Annotated in this window: 15 protein-coding genes, 1 pseudogene and 1 riboswitch; of the genes and pseudogenes, 13 read left to right on the forward strand and 3 right to left on the reverse strand. The window is 37.3% G+C overall.

Going from position 1 to position 17,303, the window contains the following annotated elements; all coding sequences use genetic code 11:
- Nucleotides 1–113: 113 nt before the first annotated feature.
- The 3 genes from ACOWPH_RS14420 to ACOWPH_RS14430 form a co-directional block, all read right to left on the reverse strand.
- Entirely contained in the window at nt 114–524 is a 411-nt protein-coding gene (locus ACOWPH_RS14420; protein WP_015216068.1) for a DUF1636 family protein, read from the reverse strand.
- 371 nt (nt 525–895) lie between these two features.
- A riboswitch (cobalamin riboswitch) is annotated at nt 896–1,036 on the reverse strand.
- Between the two features lie 103 nt (nt 1,037–1,139).
- Complete coding sequence (locus tag ACOWPH_RS14425) at nt 1,140–2,309, reverse strand: methanobactin export MATE transporter MbnM (protein ID WP_015216069.1); 1,170 nt, start codon at nt 2,307–2,309, stop codon at nt 1,140–1,142.
- Complete coding sequence (locus tag ACOWPH_RS14430; protein ID WP_015216070.1) at nt 2,306–3,205, reverse strand: MbnP family copper-binding protein; 900 nt, start codon at nt 3,203–3,205, stop codon at nt 2,306–2,308. Before ACOWPH_RS14430 ends, ACOWPH_RS14425 begins: the two co-directional genes overlap by 4 nt.
- 311 nt (nt 3,206–3,516) lie before the next feature.
- Here ACOWPH_RS14430 and ACOWPH_RS14435 point away from each other — a divergent pair, with 311 nt between their 5' ends.
- The 13 genes and pseudogenes from ACOWPH_RS14435 to ACOWPH_RS14495 all read left to right on the forward strand — a co-directional run bounded on the left by ACOWPH_RS14435 (nt 3,517) and on the right by ACOWPH_RS14495 (nt 17,195).
- Nucleotides 3,517–6,057, forward strand: coding sequence for a TonB-dependent receptor domain-containing protein (locus ACOWPH_RS14435; protein ID WP_015216071.1), 2,541 nt, complete (start codon nt 3,517–3,519; stop codon nt 6,055–6,057).
- 385 nt (nt 6,058–6,442) lie between these two features.
- Nucleotides 6,443–7,945 carry a dolichyl-phosphate-mannose--protein mannosyltransferase gene (locus tag ACOWPH_RS14440; protein WP_015216072.1) on the forward strand — a complete coding sequence of 501 codons (1,503 nt, stop codon included), beginning with the start codon at nt 6,443–6,445 and terminating at the stop codon, nt 7,943–7,945.
- Between the two features lie 128 nt (nt 7,946–8,073).
- Nucleotides 8,074–8,322 (forward strand): annotated as a pseudogene (locus ACOWPH_RS14445) (sensor histidine kinase); the annotation flags it as partial.
- Between the two features lie 808 nt (nt 8,323–9,130).
- Complete coding sequence (locus ACOWPH_RS14450) at nt 9,131–9,868, forward strand: helix-turn-helix domain-containing protein (RefSeq protein WP_015216073.1); 738 nt, start codon at nt 9,131–9,133, stop codon at nt 9,866–9,868.
- Complete coding sequence (locus ACOWPH_RS14455; protein WP_081593706.1) at nt 9,762–12,488, forward strand: peptidase domain-containing ABC transporter; 2,727 nt, start codon at nt 9,762–9,764, stop codon at nt 12,486–12,488. Before ACOWPH_RS14450 ends, ACOWPH_RS14455 begins: the two co-directional genes overlap by 107 nt.
- A gap of 64 nt (nt 12,489–12,552) precedes the next feature.
- Nucleotides 12,553–14,082 carry an HlyD family efflux transporter periplasmic adaptor subunit gene (locus tag ACOWPH_RS14460; protein ID WP_015216075.1) on the forward strand — a complete coding sequence of 510 codons (1,530 nt, stop codon included), beginning with the start codon at nt 12,553–12,555 and terminating at the stop codon, nt 14,080–14,082.
- 94 nt (nt 14,083–14,176) lie between these two features.
- Nucleotides 14,177–14,917, forward strand: coding sequence for a peptidylprolyl isomerase (locus ACOWPH_RS14465; protein ID WP_015216076.1), 741 nt, complete (start codon nt 14,177–14,179; stop codon nt 14,915–14,917).
- A 685-nt stretch (nt 14,918–15,602) separates the two neighbouring features.
- Nucleotides 15,603–15,797, forward strand: a complete 195-nt coding sequence (locus ACOWPH_RS14470; RefSeq protein WP_015216077.1) for a hypothetical protein — start codon at nt 15,603–15,605, stop codon at nt 15,795–15,797.
- A gap of 62 nt (nt 15,798–15,859) precedes the next feature.
- Nucleotides 15,860–16,039: a hypothetical protein gene (locus ACOWPH_RS14475; RefSeq protein WP_015216078.1), complete on the forward strand. Its 180-nt coding sequence runs from the start codon at nt 15,860–15,862 to the stop codon at nt 16,037–16,039.
- 133 nt (nt 16,040–16,172) lie between these two features.
- Nucleotides 16,173–16,367 carry a hypothetical protein gene (locus ACOWPH_RS14480; RefSeq protein ID WP_015216079.1) on the forward strand — a complete coding sequence of 65 codons (195 nt, stop codon included), beginning with the start codon at nt 16,173–16,175 and terminating at the stop codon, nt 16,365–16,367.
- A 62-nt stretch (nt 16,368–16,429) separates the two neighbouring features.
- Nucleotides 16,430–16,615, forward strand: a complete 186-nt coding sequence (locus ACOWPH_RS14485) for a hypothetical protein (RefSeq protein ID WP_015216080.1) — start codon at nt 16,430–16,432, stop codon at nt 16,613–16,615.
- Between the two features lie 124 nt (nt 16,616–16,739).
- Complete coding sequence (locus ACOWPH_RS14490) at nt 16,740–16,919, forward strand: hypothetical protein (RefSeq protein ID WP_422665737.1); 180 nt, start codon at nt 16,740–16,742, stop codon at nt 16,917–16,919.
- Nucleotides 16,920–17,012: 93 nt separating this feature from the next.
- Entirely contained in the window at nt 17,013–17,195 is a 183-nt protein-coding gene (locus ACOWPH_RS14495) for a hypothetical protein (RefSeq protein WP_015216082.1), read from the forward strand.
- The last annotated feature ends 108 nt before the right edge of the window (nt 17,196–17,303 follow it).

Here is a 17,303-nt window from a genome sequence, read left to right on the forward strand (position 1 = left end):
ATGAGAATCATAATCATTATCACATAAATGGTAAAAATTGCAATAGCAGCTTGGCATCAATTCAACTAGTCACCAAGAGCAACATACTTTTTATACTGAGACATAGTGAACAATTAACAACAATTGGCGTTTAAATTTGCCCACTTATTTAGTGCAGGAATTTTTGCTAAGATACCTTTTTTCAAAGCTTCTGGCCGTTCTGACCAAGGCAGCGAACCATCTGCTTTAGCATAGTATAGATTTGCACATTCTAGTATTGCAGATGTACTACCATCTACGGGTAAATCACCAAAGAGATAGCTTAATTTTCCTTCTGCTGCAAAAGCAATGACGCAGGAATGACTGCAAGCACTCATACATTCAACCCCCTGAATGCAGAATTTATCCTGCATTTCTCTATCTTGTGCAAGTTGTTGAAGCTGTTTTAGTAGTTGCTCTCCTTTACTTTCACCAACCCGCTTACCGTCTTGCCACTTACCACCACAAGTTTTGCAGACAAATAGAGTATGTTTTTGATTGAGCATTGATTGAAAAATGTGTAAGAATTAGTCAGAAACGCAGACATGAGAATTTTTAAAGCAGGACTACAGCAGCAACCTCTCCTGCAAACAAATAATGTTTGAAATCATTCCTTTTTTAAAAAAGGGCTGATGTCAATTGATATATTTGATTCAATTGAAAACTGCTATGTCTATTTGAAGAAATCTATTGAAGATAGCAGTAAGCGTTAGTCATATACGCTTCCTGTCTTCTTGTATAAAAAGTTGTAAAAGATTAAATTGACTGTTAATAATCTCAGAGTAATACACAATCTGTAGAGAATCTCTGAAGCCAAAATGATGAATTTTGATGGAAATATTCATTGATTTATTCATCTGTACCACGCAGATGGATATGGTTAGTTTCACTTTCGGCGGGCATTCTGACTCAGAGACATAAGCCTCATTACAGCTGCGGGACAGCGTTGGATTTACACCAAACTTTCCCCCTTGCGTTTAATGGTTTTTCCATTAAAACCGACATTGAGAATAAACATACAATAATTTTCGTTTGTTGTCAATGGGAGTGGCAGGATAATTTTATTTAGGTCTTGTTGAATTTAACTGCAATTACAAAAGATTGCCGTTCAATATTGATAATTATTCTGTTAGTTTGTCTTCGTAGGGATTACTAAAAGCTGGGTTTTCAACAAAATCTTCATCAGTCAGACTTTGCAAAAATGCCAGTAAATCCTGTTTTTCACTTTCACTTAATTGAAACCCACTAATAAACTCACTTTTGAAAGGATTTGTACTACCGATTCCGGCAAACTTCCCTGTTTTAATAGTTCTACCACCTGCTTGATAATGGTCAATCACTTCTTCCAGAGTTGCTATACTCCCATCGTGCATATAGGGAGCAGTGAAGGCAATATTTCGCAAGGTGGGAGCTTTAAAACGACCCATATCTGTTGGTTTAGAAGTTATTTCATAAACACCAGTATTATCCGCTGGATAAGAACCTTTACCGTCAATATTATAAAGACCAGTATTGTGAAAAGCGATTTCTTGAAAGGCTAATTTTTCGTGCATTACTGAATCTGTAAAATTAATTCCCCCGTGACAGTGAAAACATTCTAAATCTTCGCTATTAAATAGCTTCTCACCTCGTTTTGCTGCTGGAGAAATGGCATTAGTATCACTACCAAAGCGATATTTATCATAGGGAGAATTCACGGAAATTAAAGTGCGTTCAAATGCTGCTAAGGCTTTAGTTAAATTGCTGAGGTTGATAGGATCTTGATCATTTCTAAAAGCATCTGTAAACATCTGCGGATATTTTGAATCATCCCGCAACATTGCTAATATCTCTTTCTCCCTTCCTACCATCCCCATTTCCACTGGATGCTCTCCAAATAATGGCACTAAAGCTTGATTTTCCAACTTCGTCATTAAAGGATTAGCCCAAGTTAATACAGGATTATAGGCTATATTAGCAAGACTCATAGAGTTACGAGGGTGTTTTTCCTCAGTTGCTCCCACAGCTACTGTTTTACCATCAGTAAAAGCCAGTTTTTGGAGATGACAAGAAGCACAGGAAAATTTACCTGTAATTGATAACCGTTGCTCATAAAAAAGATGTCTTCCCAACTCCACTTTTTGGGAATTCATCGGGTTATCGACTGGTACTATTGGTTTAGGCATCCAAACTGGAATATTCCAGTTATATTCTGAAGTTGAAGATGCAGAAATGGCTGTACTCAGTCCAATTGATAAATAAACTGAGAACAGACAAATTGTCAGCAAGGTGAACCAGCGAGATAATGTCATTCAACTCTAAAAAATTTCTGTTTAGCAGCAGCTTTTCCATTAAAAGGTAGACCGAAATTAGTCATAATCACATTGCAGTCACTATCATCAGGAGATGACATACAACCAGGAGGAGTATTTTTTTTGTTAATTGTTAAATTTGTATTTCCTATTAATGCTGCAATATCAGCAATTACGACATTTTTACTAACATCAAATTTTGTAAAAATGACTTTTGAAGTATTCAAATTACTACAAGTTGATGGGCTTTGACTTCCCTCAATTGATTGACAACCTGTGCTACCCAAATGAATCGGGAAACCCTGAGCTTTTTCACTTTTTTCACCATGCTTTACCTGAGAATTATGAGTTTGGGTTTTCCAATCTAAACGAGCAAATTTATAACCAAAAAGCCAATTCCACCATAAAGAAGTCAGATTTAATGGTGATGGTGCAATGACAGAATCAGCATGATTGAGATTGAAGGGAAGACCTAAAGTAAATTGTAAGCCTTGATAATTACCTTTGGGTATTGTCCCAACAATTTGATTGCGTGTTTCGACTGTACCATTAGCACAGCCACCAGATTTATTTTCAAAGTCTAAGAGGGCAACATTTTGATATTGCCATTTTCCATCCTGTGTTAAATTCACAGGTATAGATTTACCATTATTATCAATTAAGGCAATATCAGATACATAAAAACGAAAGTCATCAGGAGTAACTTTTGTGGCTGGTTTACCTAAAGTATAGGTTTTACCGCATTCAAAAGGTTGTTTACCCACTCTTCCTTGAAAATTAATTGTTACCTCTTGGTTGTTACTAGTTTGAGCTACAGTTTTGGTAACACCACCGAAATTTCCCACCAGGATAATTCCTACCATTGTGGTAGACGTTAATAATAATTGCCGTTTCATGGTTATTTGTATGAATACATGAATTTAGTCTGAAAGTAGCCGTATCTTTACCGTACTCAATTTTCAGTTAAATAAATCACCAAGTCAAAAGACAAGCTGTCAAACTTGATTTTCGATTTTGTGGGTTTGGAGAAATCGCTAAATATTTAAATCAGCCGTACTAAGTCTGTCTGATATACCGTATGTGCTAAATAAATACCAAGTAAACATCTTATTTGACAGCTTGTCTTTTGACAACCTGACTCCATGAAGTAAATAATCCTACCTGAAACGCTGAGACGTAATATATATCTCTAGTTATTTTTTGTGGAATGTGGGGGGAAGCTTTGAAGTTAAAACGGTGTGTGTCTATAAGTGTGGTAAGTACCATTTGTTTGCTAATAACTCAAAAAGCGAATGCAGAACCTGTTATCAGTGAAGTTATGACAGATATTCCGCGACTAAATGATATTGAACGTCCGAAAACGAGTATTCAAGATTGGTTAGCACAGGAATCTCAAACTGCTCAAGTTCTTCAAATAACTGGTGTGCGGCTACAAGAAACAGAAGCTGGTTTAGAAGTTGTTTTAGAAACCCTAGAGGGGGAATTATCCGCACCAGAAACATTAGTTGATGGTAATAATTTAATTGTAGATATACAAAATGCAGTACTAGCTTTACCAGATCAAAAAGAGTTTACAGCCAAAAACCCAGCAGCGGGAATTACTGCAATTACGGTTACACAACAAGAAAATAACAAAGTGCGAGTTCTTGTAACTGGAATTGAAGATGCACCAACACTACAGATAGGTGCAAATAATGGCGGTTTAACTTTAAATCTATTTTCCGCTACATCAGATCCAGACATAGAAATAACCGTCACAGCCCAAAAACGAACAGAAGACGCTCAGGATATACCACTTAGTTTGACGGTAATTCCGCGTCAGGAATTAGAAGATGGGCAAATTAGTTCTTTCTCTGATATCGCCAATAACACACCCAATTTTACCTTTTCCTCCTCTTCATCTGGTAGTGCTGAATACAATTACTACAGTATGCGCGGGTTAAGTAATTTCAACGCTTTTACCAACCAGGATACAGTAGCTTTTTATATAGATGATGTCCCATTTGATTATGGCGGCTTTTTAGACCTGAGCTTGATTGATTTGGAACGAGTCGAAGTGCTACGCGGTTCCCAAAGTACCCTCTACGGGAGAAGCAGTCCAGCTGGAGTTGTGAATGTGATTTCTCATCAACCGACTCAGAAGCCCGAATTTGGAGTTTCAGCTAGTTATGGTAGCTACAACAGCCGGGAATTGGAACTTTCCCTCAGTGATGCGGTAATTCCTGATAAACTATCGTTTCGACTAGCTGGTGCATACAACGCACGGGATGGATTTATTGATAATACGACATTGAATCGCACCGTTGGCGAAGTATCAAAAGTAGCAGGACGAGCGCAAATTCTTTGGACACCCACACCAGAATGGAGCGTGTCTTTCAATACCTATGCTAGTGATAGCGATGGCGGCAATCCTACTTATAATCTCCGTAATGCTGATGACCCATTTAAGATAGATCAAAGTGTGGATGGTTTTGCGCGGTTAAGCAGTAATACCCAAGCCTTGAAAATTGGCTATGATGGTGCTAAATTTCGGGCTACGTCAATTACAGCAAGGCGTTTTACCAATCAATCCAATTTTTTGGGAGATAACTTTGCTGAACTGGATTTATTAAGGCAGATTATAGATATTAATTCCATAGTTTGGTCACAGGAGTTTCGTCTCCAGTCACCGGAAAGTGCAGACCGTTTGCGTTGGTTATTCGGTGGATATTATGAAGGGCGTGACTTTAATGTTGTTAATGATACTATAGAACGAACAGCAACCGCCGCCGCAATATTTGGTTTACCAGCAGGGCGCAACCGTGTTTCCGCTGAACAATCTCGTAATACTTATGCAGTTTTTGGTCAATTAGACTATAAACCAATTGAAGCATTGACTTTATTTGCTGGGTTGCGTTATGAAGCTGCGGATAGCACCCTGAGCCGTCGTCGTGTCTTTGAAGCGGCTGGTGGTGGAGTTACCCCATTGAGTGCTGAATTAAAAGGAGCAGAAATCAGTAGCAGTGCAGTAATTCCCCGTTTTGGGTTGCAGTATCAAGTCACCCCAAATTTAATGGCTTATGGGACAATTGCTCAAGGATATCGCCCCAATGGACTCAATTACCGGGCTGACGACGACACAACCCGTCAATATCGAGAAGAAACATCTTGGACTTATGAAGCGGGTTTAAAGTCTTCCTGGCTGGATAACCGCTTGACTGCTAATTTATCGGTGTTTCGGACTAATGTTAATGACTATCAAGTTTTGCTAACCGATAATGATGGATTTTTCCGCGATATTGCGAATGCTGATGTTGATATCACCGGATTAGAATTTGAACTAAAAGCCCAACTTGTAAAGGGGCTAGATTTAATTGCTGGTGTGGGTTATGTAGATAGCAAATTTCAAAACTACAGCAATCCATTTACAGGGATAAATTATAGTAATAATCGCGTTCCTCTCGCACCAGAATTAACTTACAATTTGGCTATTCAGTACCGCAGTCCCGGTGGTATCTTTGCTCGTGGGGAATTGCGTGGCTATGGGAAAAATTATTTTGATGATGCAAATCAAATTAAGCAAGATCCGTTTGTGGTGGTGAATGCTCGCATTGGTTATGAATGGCAAAAATACGGTATTTACTTGTATGCCAATAATTTGTTTGACACTCGTTATATCAATTCTGGCTTCTTTTTCCCACCACCTGATGTGACTGCGGGTTTTGGAGATCCAGCAATTTATGGTGTGCAACTCAGAGCGAATTTGTAATTAGCATTTTTGGCTTGGTAGGCATTAAACAAGAAATTTGATAGAATAATTTTGATTCTGGTAAAACTCAGGGTCAAATTTTTTATGGATTTTTAAAATACCCAGCCTGGACAAAACAAAATGCGTGAAATTTACAAGGATGTTAAATAAATTGTTTATAATTATTAATACTTCTTCTTTAAGCTTTGTATTCGGTTTTGAGGTGGTAATGTAGCACAGTTAGTAATGGTGATTTTTTCGCCTGGTCTTAGAGAACTAAGCTCAAACGTTGCTTTCTACACATCACTTTTAGGTGTACTTTGTGGTTTAATTACAGTATTTTGGAGACAAAAATTGTCGAAAGTATAATAGAAATATTTTCATATATTCCTTTGATCAATAATCAATGACTAAAAAATGGTTTCGGACTGGCATGATAGTGATATTTATCCTGTCATTTATATTACGTTTTTGGGGTTTAGGGCGATTTAATACCCTTGTATTTGATGAAATTTATTTTGCCCAATTTGGTAATAACTATCTTACTCAAACGCCATTTTTTAATGCTCATCCACCGTTGAGTCAATATATAATTGGCTTTGGGATCTGGATTGGTAATCATATTCCCTTTTGGCAAAATACTGTAAATGGGTTGACAGGTTCTTTATTATCTCCTTGGAGTTATAGGTGGATAAATGCTTTTACTGGTTCATTTATTCCTTTGGTAGTTGTTTTAATAACTTATCAATTAAGCTATCGGTGTGGCTTTGCTTTATTAGCTGGTTTATTTACAGCTTGTGACGGCTTATTTTTAGTAGAATCTCGCTATGCTCTCAATAATATATATATAGTTATTTTTGGTTTAATTGGGCAATGGTTTTTATTATTAGCTTTGGAAAAGCAGAATAAACAACGTTGGTGGTGGTTGGCTTTAGCTGGTGTTGGATTTGGTGCTTCTATCGCTACAAAATGGAATGGTCTATGGTTTCTTTTTGGTGCTTATGGAATGTGGATAGCAGCTTGGATAATTAACTGGTTGCAATCTTTTTTACCGTCACACCATGTTTCTATGTTCTCTTATTTGCGTCCTTTAATTACTCCTGCAAATTCTCCAATTAATCATGAAGTTACTATTCAAACACCATTACAAAATCTAGCTCAGGTAAATATTTTGCAGATGATATCCTGTCTGGGAATTATTCCCGCAGCAGTTTATAGTCTGATTTGGATTCCTCATTTGCAATTAGACACCAGGTATGGATTTATAGAAGTTCATCAGGAAATTCTGAAATTTCATTTGCAGTTAGGTGGTAACAGTTCTAGTGTTCATCCTTATTGCGCTGCTTGGTACAAATGGCCATTATTAACTCGACCAATGGCTTATTATTATCAAACAACTCAAAGTTTTAAAGATCCTCTACCTGTGTTTGGCCCTCCCTTACCTGCTGGTGCTGGAAAAGTAATTTATGATGTTCATGCAATAGGTAATCCGTTTTTGTGGTGGTTTGGTGTTGCAGCCATGATATTTTTAATCGGAATGCTGTTTGTAAAAATGGTTTTACCAGGGATACAGCAAAAACGCGTCTTTGTTCCTAAAAATCTGAGTGTTGATAGTTGGATTGCTTTGTATTTAGTTATTAATTATGCAGCTAATTTCTTACCTTGGGTGAAGGTCAATCGTTGTGTGTTTATCTACCATTATATGTGTGCAGTGGTTTTTACATTTATAGCGATCGCATGGTTCGTCGATCAATGTCTTCGTAGTTATCGTCGAGAACTGCGTATACTGGGTATTACCATCACTTTTGCTATCATAGCCGCTTTTGTGTTCTGGATGCCTATTTATTTGGGTTTACCTCTGTCTCAAGAAGATTATCACCTGCGAATGTGGTTTAGATCTTGGATTTGAGTCACGCACTTAACTAGGAAAATTATTACAGTTTAAGCATATTTCTGAAATAATCTGCAAGTTAATTTTCAAGCCAAGAGCGGTACATTTAGATAGAATACGAAACCTGGAAGGTAAAAAATCTACATAGCACAGTCAAGTTTGAAGTCACAAGTCAAAATAACGTAGTCACTTTCCGAGTTCAAGATTGGGGCATTGGCATCGCCAAAAATGACCAAGGTCGGCTATTTCAGCCCTTTATTCGGGGCGAAAATGTCGGCAGTATTTCGGGAACGGGCATGGGTTTAGCGATCGCTAAAAAATGCGTTAAAGCGCATGGTGGTGAAATTGGCGTAGGGACTACGTTAACAGTGAATTTACCATTGATTAAAATGTAACCTTTTGGCTGAATTGAGGTATGAAAATCAAAAATTCTATTTCTCAAACTCTTACTCTTTGAGCGACGGACACTTGCGTGGGCGGGTTTCCCTACTTGAGTAAAGTGTCCTCGTCTGCGTGAGCTAAATTCATACTTTAATTCACCAACGCCACTTTTTTAACTATATATTAATCATTAGTTTCTGTAACGTTAACATAAAAAAATAGAATCAAAAATCTATAGAATGTGTAACATTTATTAACCATCTCTATCAGGCAAAATCTAGATGTATTATCGCTATTTGGAGAAATTTATTTATATAAATAAAAACAATGCAATTAAGATGCACGGAGATTAAAATCCTTATTTTACAGGAAATATAGACTTTATTTTTTCTATGTGTATAATCAATTTTATATATTTAAACACTAAGTAATAGCTTGGTTTATTTTAAAATGAGTAATTATAAATATGTCTTATTACTTATTGATTTGTAATTTAATCTTTACTTAAACAGAGTGGTCTAGACTGTCTAAAGTCAAAATTGACATCTAAAAACTATGGAAATTAACTGCACAAGTATTAAGTCATCGTGCGGAAGATTTGTATGGGCGAAAATGTCAATTATCTGGATAAAAACTGAAATTCGACAAGTTTATCGCTGTAATAAAAAAGTGAGTAATCACTACAGAGAAAGACCACTTAAACGGATTAATTTGTCCAATATTACAGATGACATGGAACGTAAACGCAAGATTGCATTGAGGCCAAACTAGAGTAACTACTGACTTTAGTTTTTACCACTGTCAATTTTTAATGGGTGCATTATGTCATACTATCAGTCACAAGTCGAGACTAGACCCCTAAGTAATTCAACGGAAAACAGTAAGTTTTTAACACCTTTTCAACGTAAACTTCTGCAAAAAAGTCTGCAAGAGGATCACCCTGAGTCCTATCGCCAAAGAATTGAAATCATGTTGTTGGCAGATGATGGGAAAACTCAAACAGAAATTTGTCAAATCCTGGGGTGTTGTGCAGCAACAGTTAGACATTGGATGCACATAGCGCGGATGGGGATGGCGCATCAATGGCAAGATTGTCCAATTGGTCGCCCGAAGGTAGTGAACGACCAGTATTTAGAGCGATTGCAAGAATTGTTGAATAGTAGTCCTAGAGATCATGGCTATTCATTTCGGCGGTGGACAGCGAACTGGCTACAAAAACATTTAGCCAAGGAATTTGGAATTTCGGTGAGCGATCGCCATATTAAACGGTTACTCAAACAGCTAGGGTTATCCACGCGCCAAAAACCCAGCAATAACCAAGATAACAACATTAAATCTGACTACGAAGCCAGAATTTCGATTAATGACCTTAAAAACGTCAAAAAATTGGACAATTCCGAATTTATATCCATCAATTTTACAAAACTAAGTCAAGATAAAGATTCAGATATATATGGCGCACAATCTATCCGCTCAGTTGGTATCTCTACAACAAATCAACCATGCTTTGGGCTACTCTCTCTCCACAGCCGAATTCCAACATTATCTACCACAATTTAAAGAGAAAACCCCCAAAGTCGGCAAGTTCTGGCAAGGAAATGATGTTGAAGCAGGAATCTACATCGTCATTGCTGGTAAAGCGAGATTGCTAGACAAAGCGGGTGAATTAATTGCCACTCTTGAAGCCGGATCATCATTTGGGGAATTTACCTTATTTCCAGAGTCTGAATTTCAAACCTATGGTGCCAGGGCAAGTGTAAATTTACAACTTTGCTTTGTGCCTAGTGCAGTTTTATCGCCTTTAATGGCTAAATATCCCCAAATTCAAGCACATTTATGGCATCAAGCACAAAAGCTCAATAGCCTACTAGTAGGTTCAGATCCCACATCAGAAGTAGTAGAGAATATCAATCCAAACCCAGAATTTTCAGCACTCCCAACAGTAGAAGCAAAATCAGAGCTAAAAATTAGCAAAGCCTATTTTCCTAGTCCTACACAACGAGTCAGACATTTATGGCAACACATTATTAGACGCTATCCGTTTTTTGCCCAACAGAGTGCTTCTGATTGCGGTGCTGCTTGTTTGGTGATGGTATCCCGGTATTGGGGGAAACGTTTTAGCGTTAATCGTTTACGGGACATTGCCAATGTAGATCGAAATGGTGCATCCTTGCGGGGGTTATTGACAGCAGCCGAAAGCCTGGGTTTTGCCACCAGACCTGTTAAAGCCAGCCTCAACCAATTAGCAAAACAGAAATTACCTGCGATCGCACACTGGGAAGGTAAACATTATATTGTTGTCTATGAAATAACCTCCAAACACGTTATAGTCGCTGATCCTGCGATCGGTCAACGCACTCTCAGTCACCTAGAATTTAAAGCCGATTGGACTGGTTATACCTTGCTGTTGCAACCGACAGCCATGCTCAAAGAAGCCAAAGACACTTCCACACCTTTTTGGCAATTCTTTGAATTATTAAAACCACACTCTTTGATCATGTTGGAAGTCTTTATTGCTTCCATATTTATCCAGATATTTGGACTCATTACTCCCCTATTCACCCAATTAATATTAGACCGTGTAGTAGTACAGCGTTCCGAACTCACTTTAACAGCAGTAGGCATAGGTTTATTATTATTTAGCTTCTTCCGTGTAGCCATGATGGGCTTACGGCAATATCTGCTAGATCACATGGCAAATCGCATAGATTTAGCCCTCATTGTTGGCTTTATTCGCCATACCTTCAGACTACCCTTGAGTTTCTTCGAGTCCCGTTATGTCGGGGATATTATCTCTCGCGTTCAAGAAAATCGCAAAATTCAACGCTTCCTCTCCGGTGAAGCATCATCAATCCTCTTAGATTTATTTACGGTTTTTATCTATGTAGGATTAATGCTTTGGTATAGCTGGAAAATGGCATTGCTGGCCTTGGTAATAGTTCCACCTTTTGCCTTATTAGCACTAATTGCCACACCTTTTTTACAAAGGATTTCCAGAGAAATATTTAATGCTGTTGCCAAAGAAAGTAGTTACCTAATTGAAGCCCTAACTGGGTTGCGAACCGTCAAAGCTACAGCAGTAGAACAAACAGTCCGTTGGCATTGGGAAGAGTTATTAAATAAAGAAGTTAAAACTAACTTCTCTGGGCAAATTATCAGCAATCGTCTACAAATTTTTAGTAATCTCATCCAATCATTAGCGACTACTGGGTTATTGTGGTACGGGGCATATTTAGTAATTCAAAATGAATTAACAATTGGTCAACTAGTAGCATTTAATATGTTACTAGGCAACATTATTACACCCTTTCAACGTTTGATTGTGCTATGGAATCAATTACAAGAAGTTGTGATTGCCGTAGAACGCATTAATGATGTTTTAGATACAGAACCAGAAGAAGATTTACAGCATCAACCACGGCAAAATTTACCCCAACTAAAAGGAAATATCCGCTTTGATAACGTCACTTTCCGTTATCATCCAGAAAGCGATATCAATATCATAGAGAATCTCAGTTTTGAAATCAAACCAGGGCAAATGGTAGCACTAGTAGGACGTAGTGGTTCAGGGAAAACCACCCTTTCTAAATTAGTTTTGGGCTTATATCCTCCTACAGATGGGAAAGTTTTAATTGATGGACAAGATATTACTAGTATTTCCTTGCGTTCCTTACGCCAGCACGTAGGAGTAGTTGACCAAGATACATTTTTATTCGGTGGGACAATTCGAGAAAATATTAGTTTAGGGCATCCTGGAGTACCTTTAATAGAAGTCATTGAAGCAGCACAATTAGCAGGTGCTGATGAGTTTATTAAAAAATTGCCAATGGGATATGAAACCCAAATAGGTGAAGGTGGAGGCTTATTATCTGGTGGGCAACGACAAAGAATAGCTATTGCTAGGGCGTTATTAGGTAATCCTCGATTGTTAATTTTAGATGAAGCAACTTCCCATCTAGATACCGAATCAGAAAGAATCATTCAGCAGAATTTAAACACAATCCTCAAAGGAAAAACTACCTTAGTAATTGCCCATCGTCTTTCTACAGTTAAAAATGCAGATTTGATTTTAGTACTAGACCGAGGTGTATTAATTGAGAGTGGAAATCATGAAGAATTAATGTCAAAACGAGGGCATTATTTCTATCTCAATCAACAGCAATTACAAAAGATAGAATAAAAACAAGTCTGGTAATTAATTTTCTCAAAAATCATAAATAAACAATTTTTAATAAGGTAGAAGAATGACAGATTTACTTAATGGACGGGTTCAACATTACATAACAAAAGACGTGTATGAAGACAATAATTTAGCAGTTGAAGTACCAGTAGAAATAGTAATTAGAGATGATTGGTCTGACATAACTAAAGAATCTCTTGATAGCTTGCCTCAAGTGTGGACAAGGGGATTACTATATTTTTTGGTCATATTTGTCTCTATAGTTTTGCCTTGGGCAATCTTATCTAAGGTAGATGAAACTGGTACTGCTAGAGGAAGAATCGAGCCTAAAGATAAAACAATTAAACTCGATGCTGCTGTGTCGGGTACTGTATCCGAAATTCGAGTTAAAGAGGGCGATTCAGTAAAAGCTGGACAAACTTTATTATTGTTAGAATCAGAATTAGTAAAATCAGAACTAAATCAGATACAAAATAAATTAGAAGGACAACTAAACCGACTATCTCAACTGAATTTATCTAAAAATCAGTTAGTTGTATCTTTGGCAACTCAACAGCAACAAAATCAATCTCAACAATTAGAAAAACAAGCTCAAGTAGACCAAGCACAACAAAATATTACTGCATTGAATAATGCCTATCAATTACAAAAAGAAGAAAGATTATCTCAAGTAAATCAAGCGCGACAAACCCTTGAACATAATCAAACTGCTAGTAGATTAGTAGGAAGTAGTTTAGCAAGTACGCAACGCGAAGTACAACGATACAGGAAATTAAATAAAGAAGGTGTTGTTCCTGAAATCAACGTTGTAGAGAAGCAAGATATAGCTAAAGATAAACAACAATTGCATGAACAAACTAGAGCAGATATTAAGCAAGCTAAGTTACGTTTAGCAGAACAACTGAGTAGTTATGAAAGAAATATTCGTCAAGCAAATGCAGATATTGAACAGGCTACATTGCGACTCAAAGAACAGGAAAGAGGATATCAAAGCCTGGTACGTTCTGGTCAACTAGCCGTTTTAAGAATTCAGGAACAGCAGAAAAACTTAGATACAGAAATTACTTCTTTGCAAGCGGAAATCGCTCAAAGTCAAAGCCAAATTGAATCAATAAAATTTCAATTAGGACAACGAGAAGTAAAAGCTACAGCTAGTGGTACACTGTTTCAATTACCGATTCAAAAAGCTGGTTCAGTTGTACAGGTAGGCACAATGGTGGCAGAAATTGCGCCCCTCAATTCACCTTTAATAATTCGGGCGCAAATGGCGACAACTGAAAGTGGTTTTTTGCGGTTAGGATTACCAGTCAAAATAAAATTTGATGCTTATCCTTTTCAAGATTATGGAGTAGTTGCAGGGGAGTTAATTAAGATTTCACCAACTACCACAGAAATAGATACACCTAGTGGCAAAGTTGCAGCTTACAACTTAGAAATTTCTCTCAAACAGAATTGTATTCCCTCTGCAAATAAATGTATTTCCTTACATCCAGGAGATACAGCAACGGCTGAAGTAATTGTGCGTCAACGCCGCATTATTGATTTCTTAATTGATCCATTTAAGAAATTGCAGAAAGGAGGAGTGAAATTATAGCATCAGCATTCAACCATCAGCAAGAAGCAAAGAGCTTGCAACGTCACGAAAAAATTTTTCATTCAGCAAAACTAATTAATTTAAGGACTATTCCATGTCACAACCTATCACTATTACCAAAGAAGATATACTTAAGCAAGTTCAATATTCTTGTAAAATTCCAGAAATAATTGAGCAAATTGTTTCTCGTAAGGTGATTATAGCTGCTGCGGAAGAAGCTGGAATACAAGTAGAAACGGAAGAATTGCAAACAGTAGCAGATCAAATCCGATTAGTTCACCAACTTAATAGTGCTGATGATACCTGGAAGTGGTTGGAAAAACATCATTTATCTTTAGATGATTTTGAAGATATTGTCTACACCAATCTTATTTCTAATAAGTTACTTAGCCATCTATTTGCTGATCAAGTTGAACCCTATTTCTTTGAAAATCAACTCAATTATATGGGTGTGGTGATGTATGAGGTTATTTTTAGTGATGAAGATTTAGCAATAGAACTCTTCTATTCTATTAAGGAAGGTGAAATGAGTTTCTATGATGTGGCTCACAAATATATTGAAGATCAGGAATTACGGCGAAAAGGAGGATATTTGGGGTTATTGCGTCGCCGGGATTTAAAGCCGGAAATTTCTGCCGCTGTCTTTGCTGTGAAACCACCTCAGCTACTTAAACCTATTGTGACATCTAAGGGCGTACACCTGATTTTGGTAGAGGAACTAATTCAGCCAGATTTAAATGAAAAACTCCAACTCCGCACCCACATTATTTCAGATTTATTCTCCGAGTGGCTGAAACAACAAATTGAACAGTATGAAGTAATTAAAAGTTTTTAAACAAACTATACTGTAAAAAATTAATACTGTTTTAAAAATCAATACTATTGCCAAAACTTTGAAACCCGATTGATATCGTCACGATTTCCTTGGGTTTTAGACCTATTTAGGAAAATTGGCAATAGTATTGTTATAGATAAATGTATTTTTTTACTCTTTTTTCATAAATGCGTCTCTGTAATAACCGCCTGTGATACTCAATGGGGCGGAATGTGGGATATAACTAAAAGATTTATGTCCAAAATAAACCCAGTAAAACTTAATGGTTGAGTGAGATACCAGAACCCCTTCTCCAACTCCCTCACCGCAAGTGAAGAGGGGAGTGGGATGTATCTGAGTTCAAGTGCATACCGCTATAAAAAAATTAAACTGAGACAGTAGCTAGATTCTTGGAATGTATTTTTTATATTCTTTGAACTAGGACATAATAGGTTTATTTATAGCTTAAAAAGATATTTTTAAACACTTGATTTAGTAATAAAAATACCTAAGAATTAGAAACAAGAAATAGGGAATTAGGTATAGCTTTATGCACTTTAGATGAGATAGCGTCATCAAATTGCAAACCATATAGATGTCTGTTTTTCGCGCATTGGATTGTATTCTATCCGACCAAAAACCGCTATAGTACCTACTCTACTTCCCATTTAATCAAACCAATTGAAACAAAGATGGAGACTTGATCATGGCTTCAATTAAAATTTCTGACTTACGTCCTTCTGGCTTAGATTTATTTGTAGATTCTGAAAGCTTTTTGAATGATTTAAACGACAGCGATTTAGCAGCCACTAATGGTGGAGCTACCCCCGCTGGTGTTGCTTTGCTCGGTGCGGCTTGGCTTGGTTATTCCATCGGTAAAGAACTAGCCCGCTTCTTCTAATTTGGGTTTAGTTTTGTCTAGTTGAAAAGCTCACAATTTTTCAATAATTTCGGAGAGAAATCATGGCTGTTATTGCAATCAACGACTTACGCCCAACTGGTGCTGAACTGTTTTTCGGTTCAGAAAGCTTCATGGCTGACTTAAACGATAACGAACTAGGAAATGTCAATGGTGGTATTACTCCTAGCTGGTATTTCGCTGCTGTAGGTGTCACTGCTCTTGTTGGTTATTTAGCTAACTAAGAATGTTTTAGGAATGCGGGGAGCTAAAGCCAGTTTGTTGCGCTGCTTCTCGATATCTAATATTCGGCAAAAAGTTAGCTAGTTTAGCCGCTAACTTTTATAAACTCAATTAAAACAAAAAGGAGACTTGATCATGGCTTCAATTAAAATTTCCGACTTACGTCCTTCCGGCTTAGATTTATTTGTAGATTCTGAAAGCTTCTTGAATGATTTAAACGACAGCGATTTAGCTACCACTAATGGTGGAGCTACCCCCACTACTGTTACTTTGCTCGGTGCGGCTTGGCTTGGTTATTCCATCGGCAAAGAACTAGCCCGCTTCTTCTAATTTGGGTTTAGTTTTGTCTAGTTGAAAAGCTCACAATTTTTCAATAATTTGGGAGAGAAATCATGGCTGTTATTGCAATCAACGACTTACGCCCAACTGGTGCTGAACTGTTTTTCGGTTCAGAAAGCTTCATGACAGACTTAAACGATAACGAACTAGGAAATGTCAATGGTGGTATTACTCCTAGCTGGTATTTCGCTGCTGTAGGTGTCACTGCTCTTGTTGGTTATTTAGCTAACAGAAAATAGTTTTTCAAGGATGCGGGAAGCTAAAGCTTTTTGTACTACCTGAATGCTTCAAAATGTTAGATATTACCAGTCTAAAAAAGGCTAACTTTTCTAACCCAATTGAAACAAAAAAGGCGACTTTTTCATGTCTTCTATCAAAATTTCTGACCTACGTCCCGCTGGCTTCGATTTGTTTGTAGATTCTGAAAGCTTCTTGAATGAAAGCTTTTTGAATGATTTAAGCGACAGCGATTTAGCTATTACTCATGGTGGAAGCACCCCCACTACAGTGCTTTTGATTGGTGCTGGTTGGGCTTGGTTATAACGTCGGCAAAGAACTAGCCCGCTTCTTCTAATTTGGGTTTAGTTTTGTCTAGTTGAAAAGCTCACAATTTTTCAATAATTTGGGAGAGAAATCATGGCTGTTATCGCAATCAACGACTTACGTCCAACTGGTGCTGAACTGTTTTTCGGTTCAGAAAGCTTCATGGCAGACTTAAACGATAACGAACTAGGAAATGTCAATGGTGGTATTACTCCTAGCTGGTATTTCGCTGCTGTAGGTGTCACTGCTCTTGTTGGTTATTTAGCTAACAGATAATGTAAACGGTTATTCTGGGATGCGGAAAGCTGAAGTCATTTCTGCGGCTTCCGCATCCTGAAATTGCTTGATATCTACAAAACTTTAGCCCTTACAGTTTCACAAAGT

Origin of the sequence: Anabaena sp. PCC 7938 (genome assembly GCF_049315035.1) — a bacterium.
Classification (GTDB): Bacteria; Cyanobacteriota; Cyanobacteriia; order Cyanobacteriales; family Nostocaceae; genus Anabaena; species Anabaena cylindrica.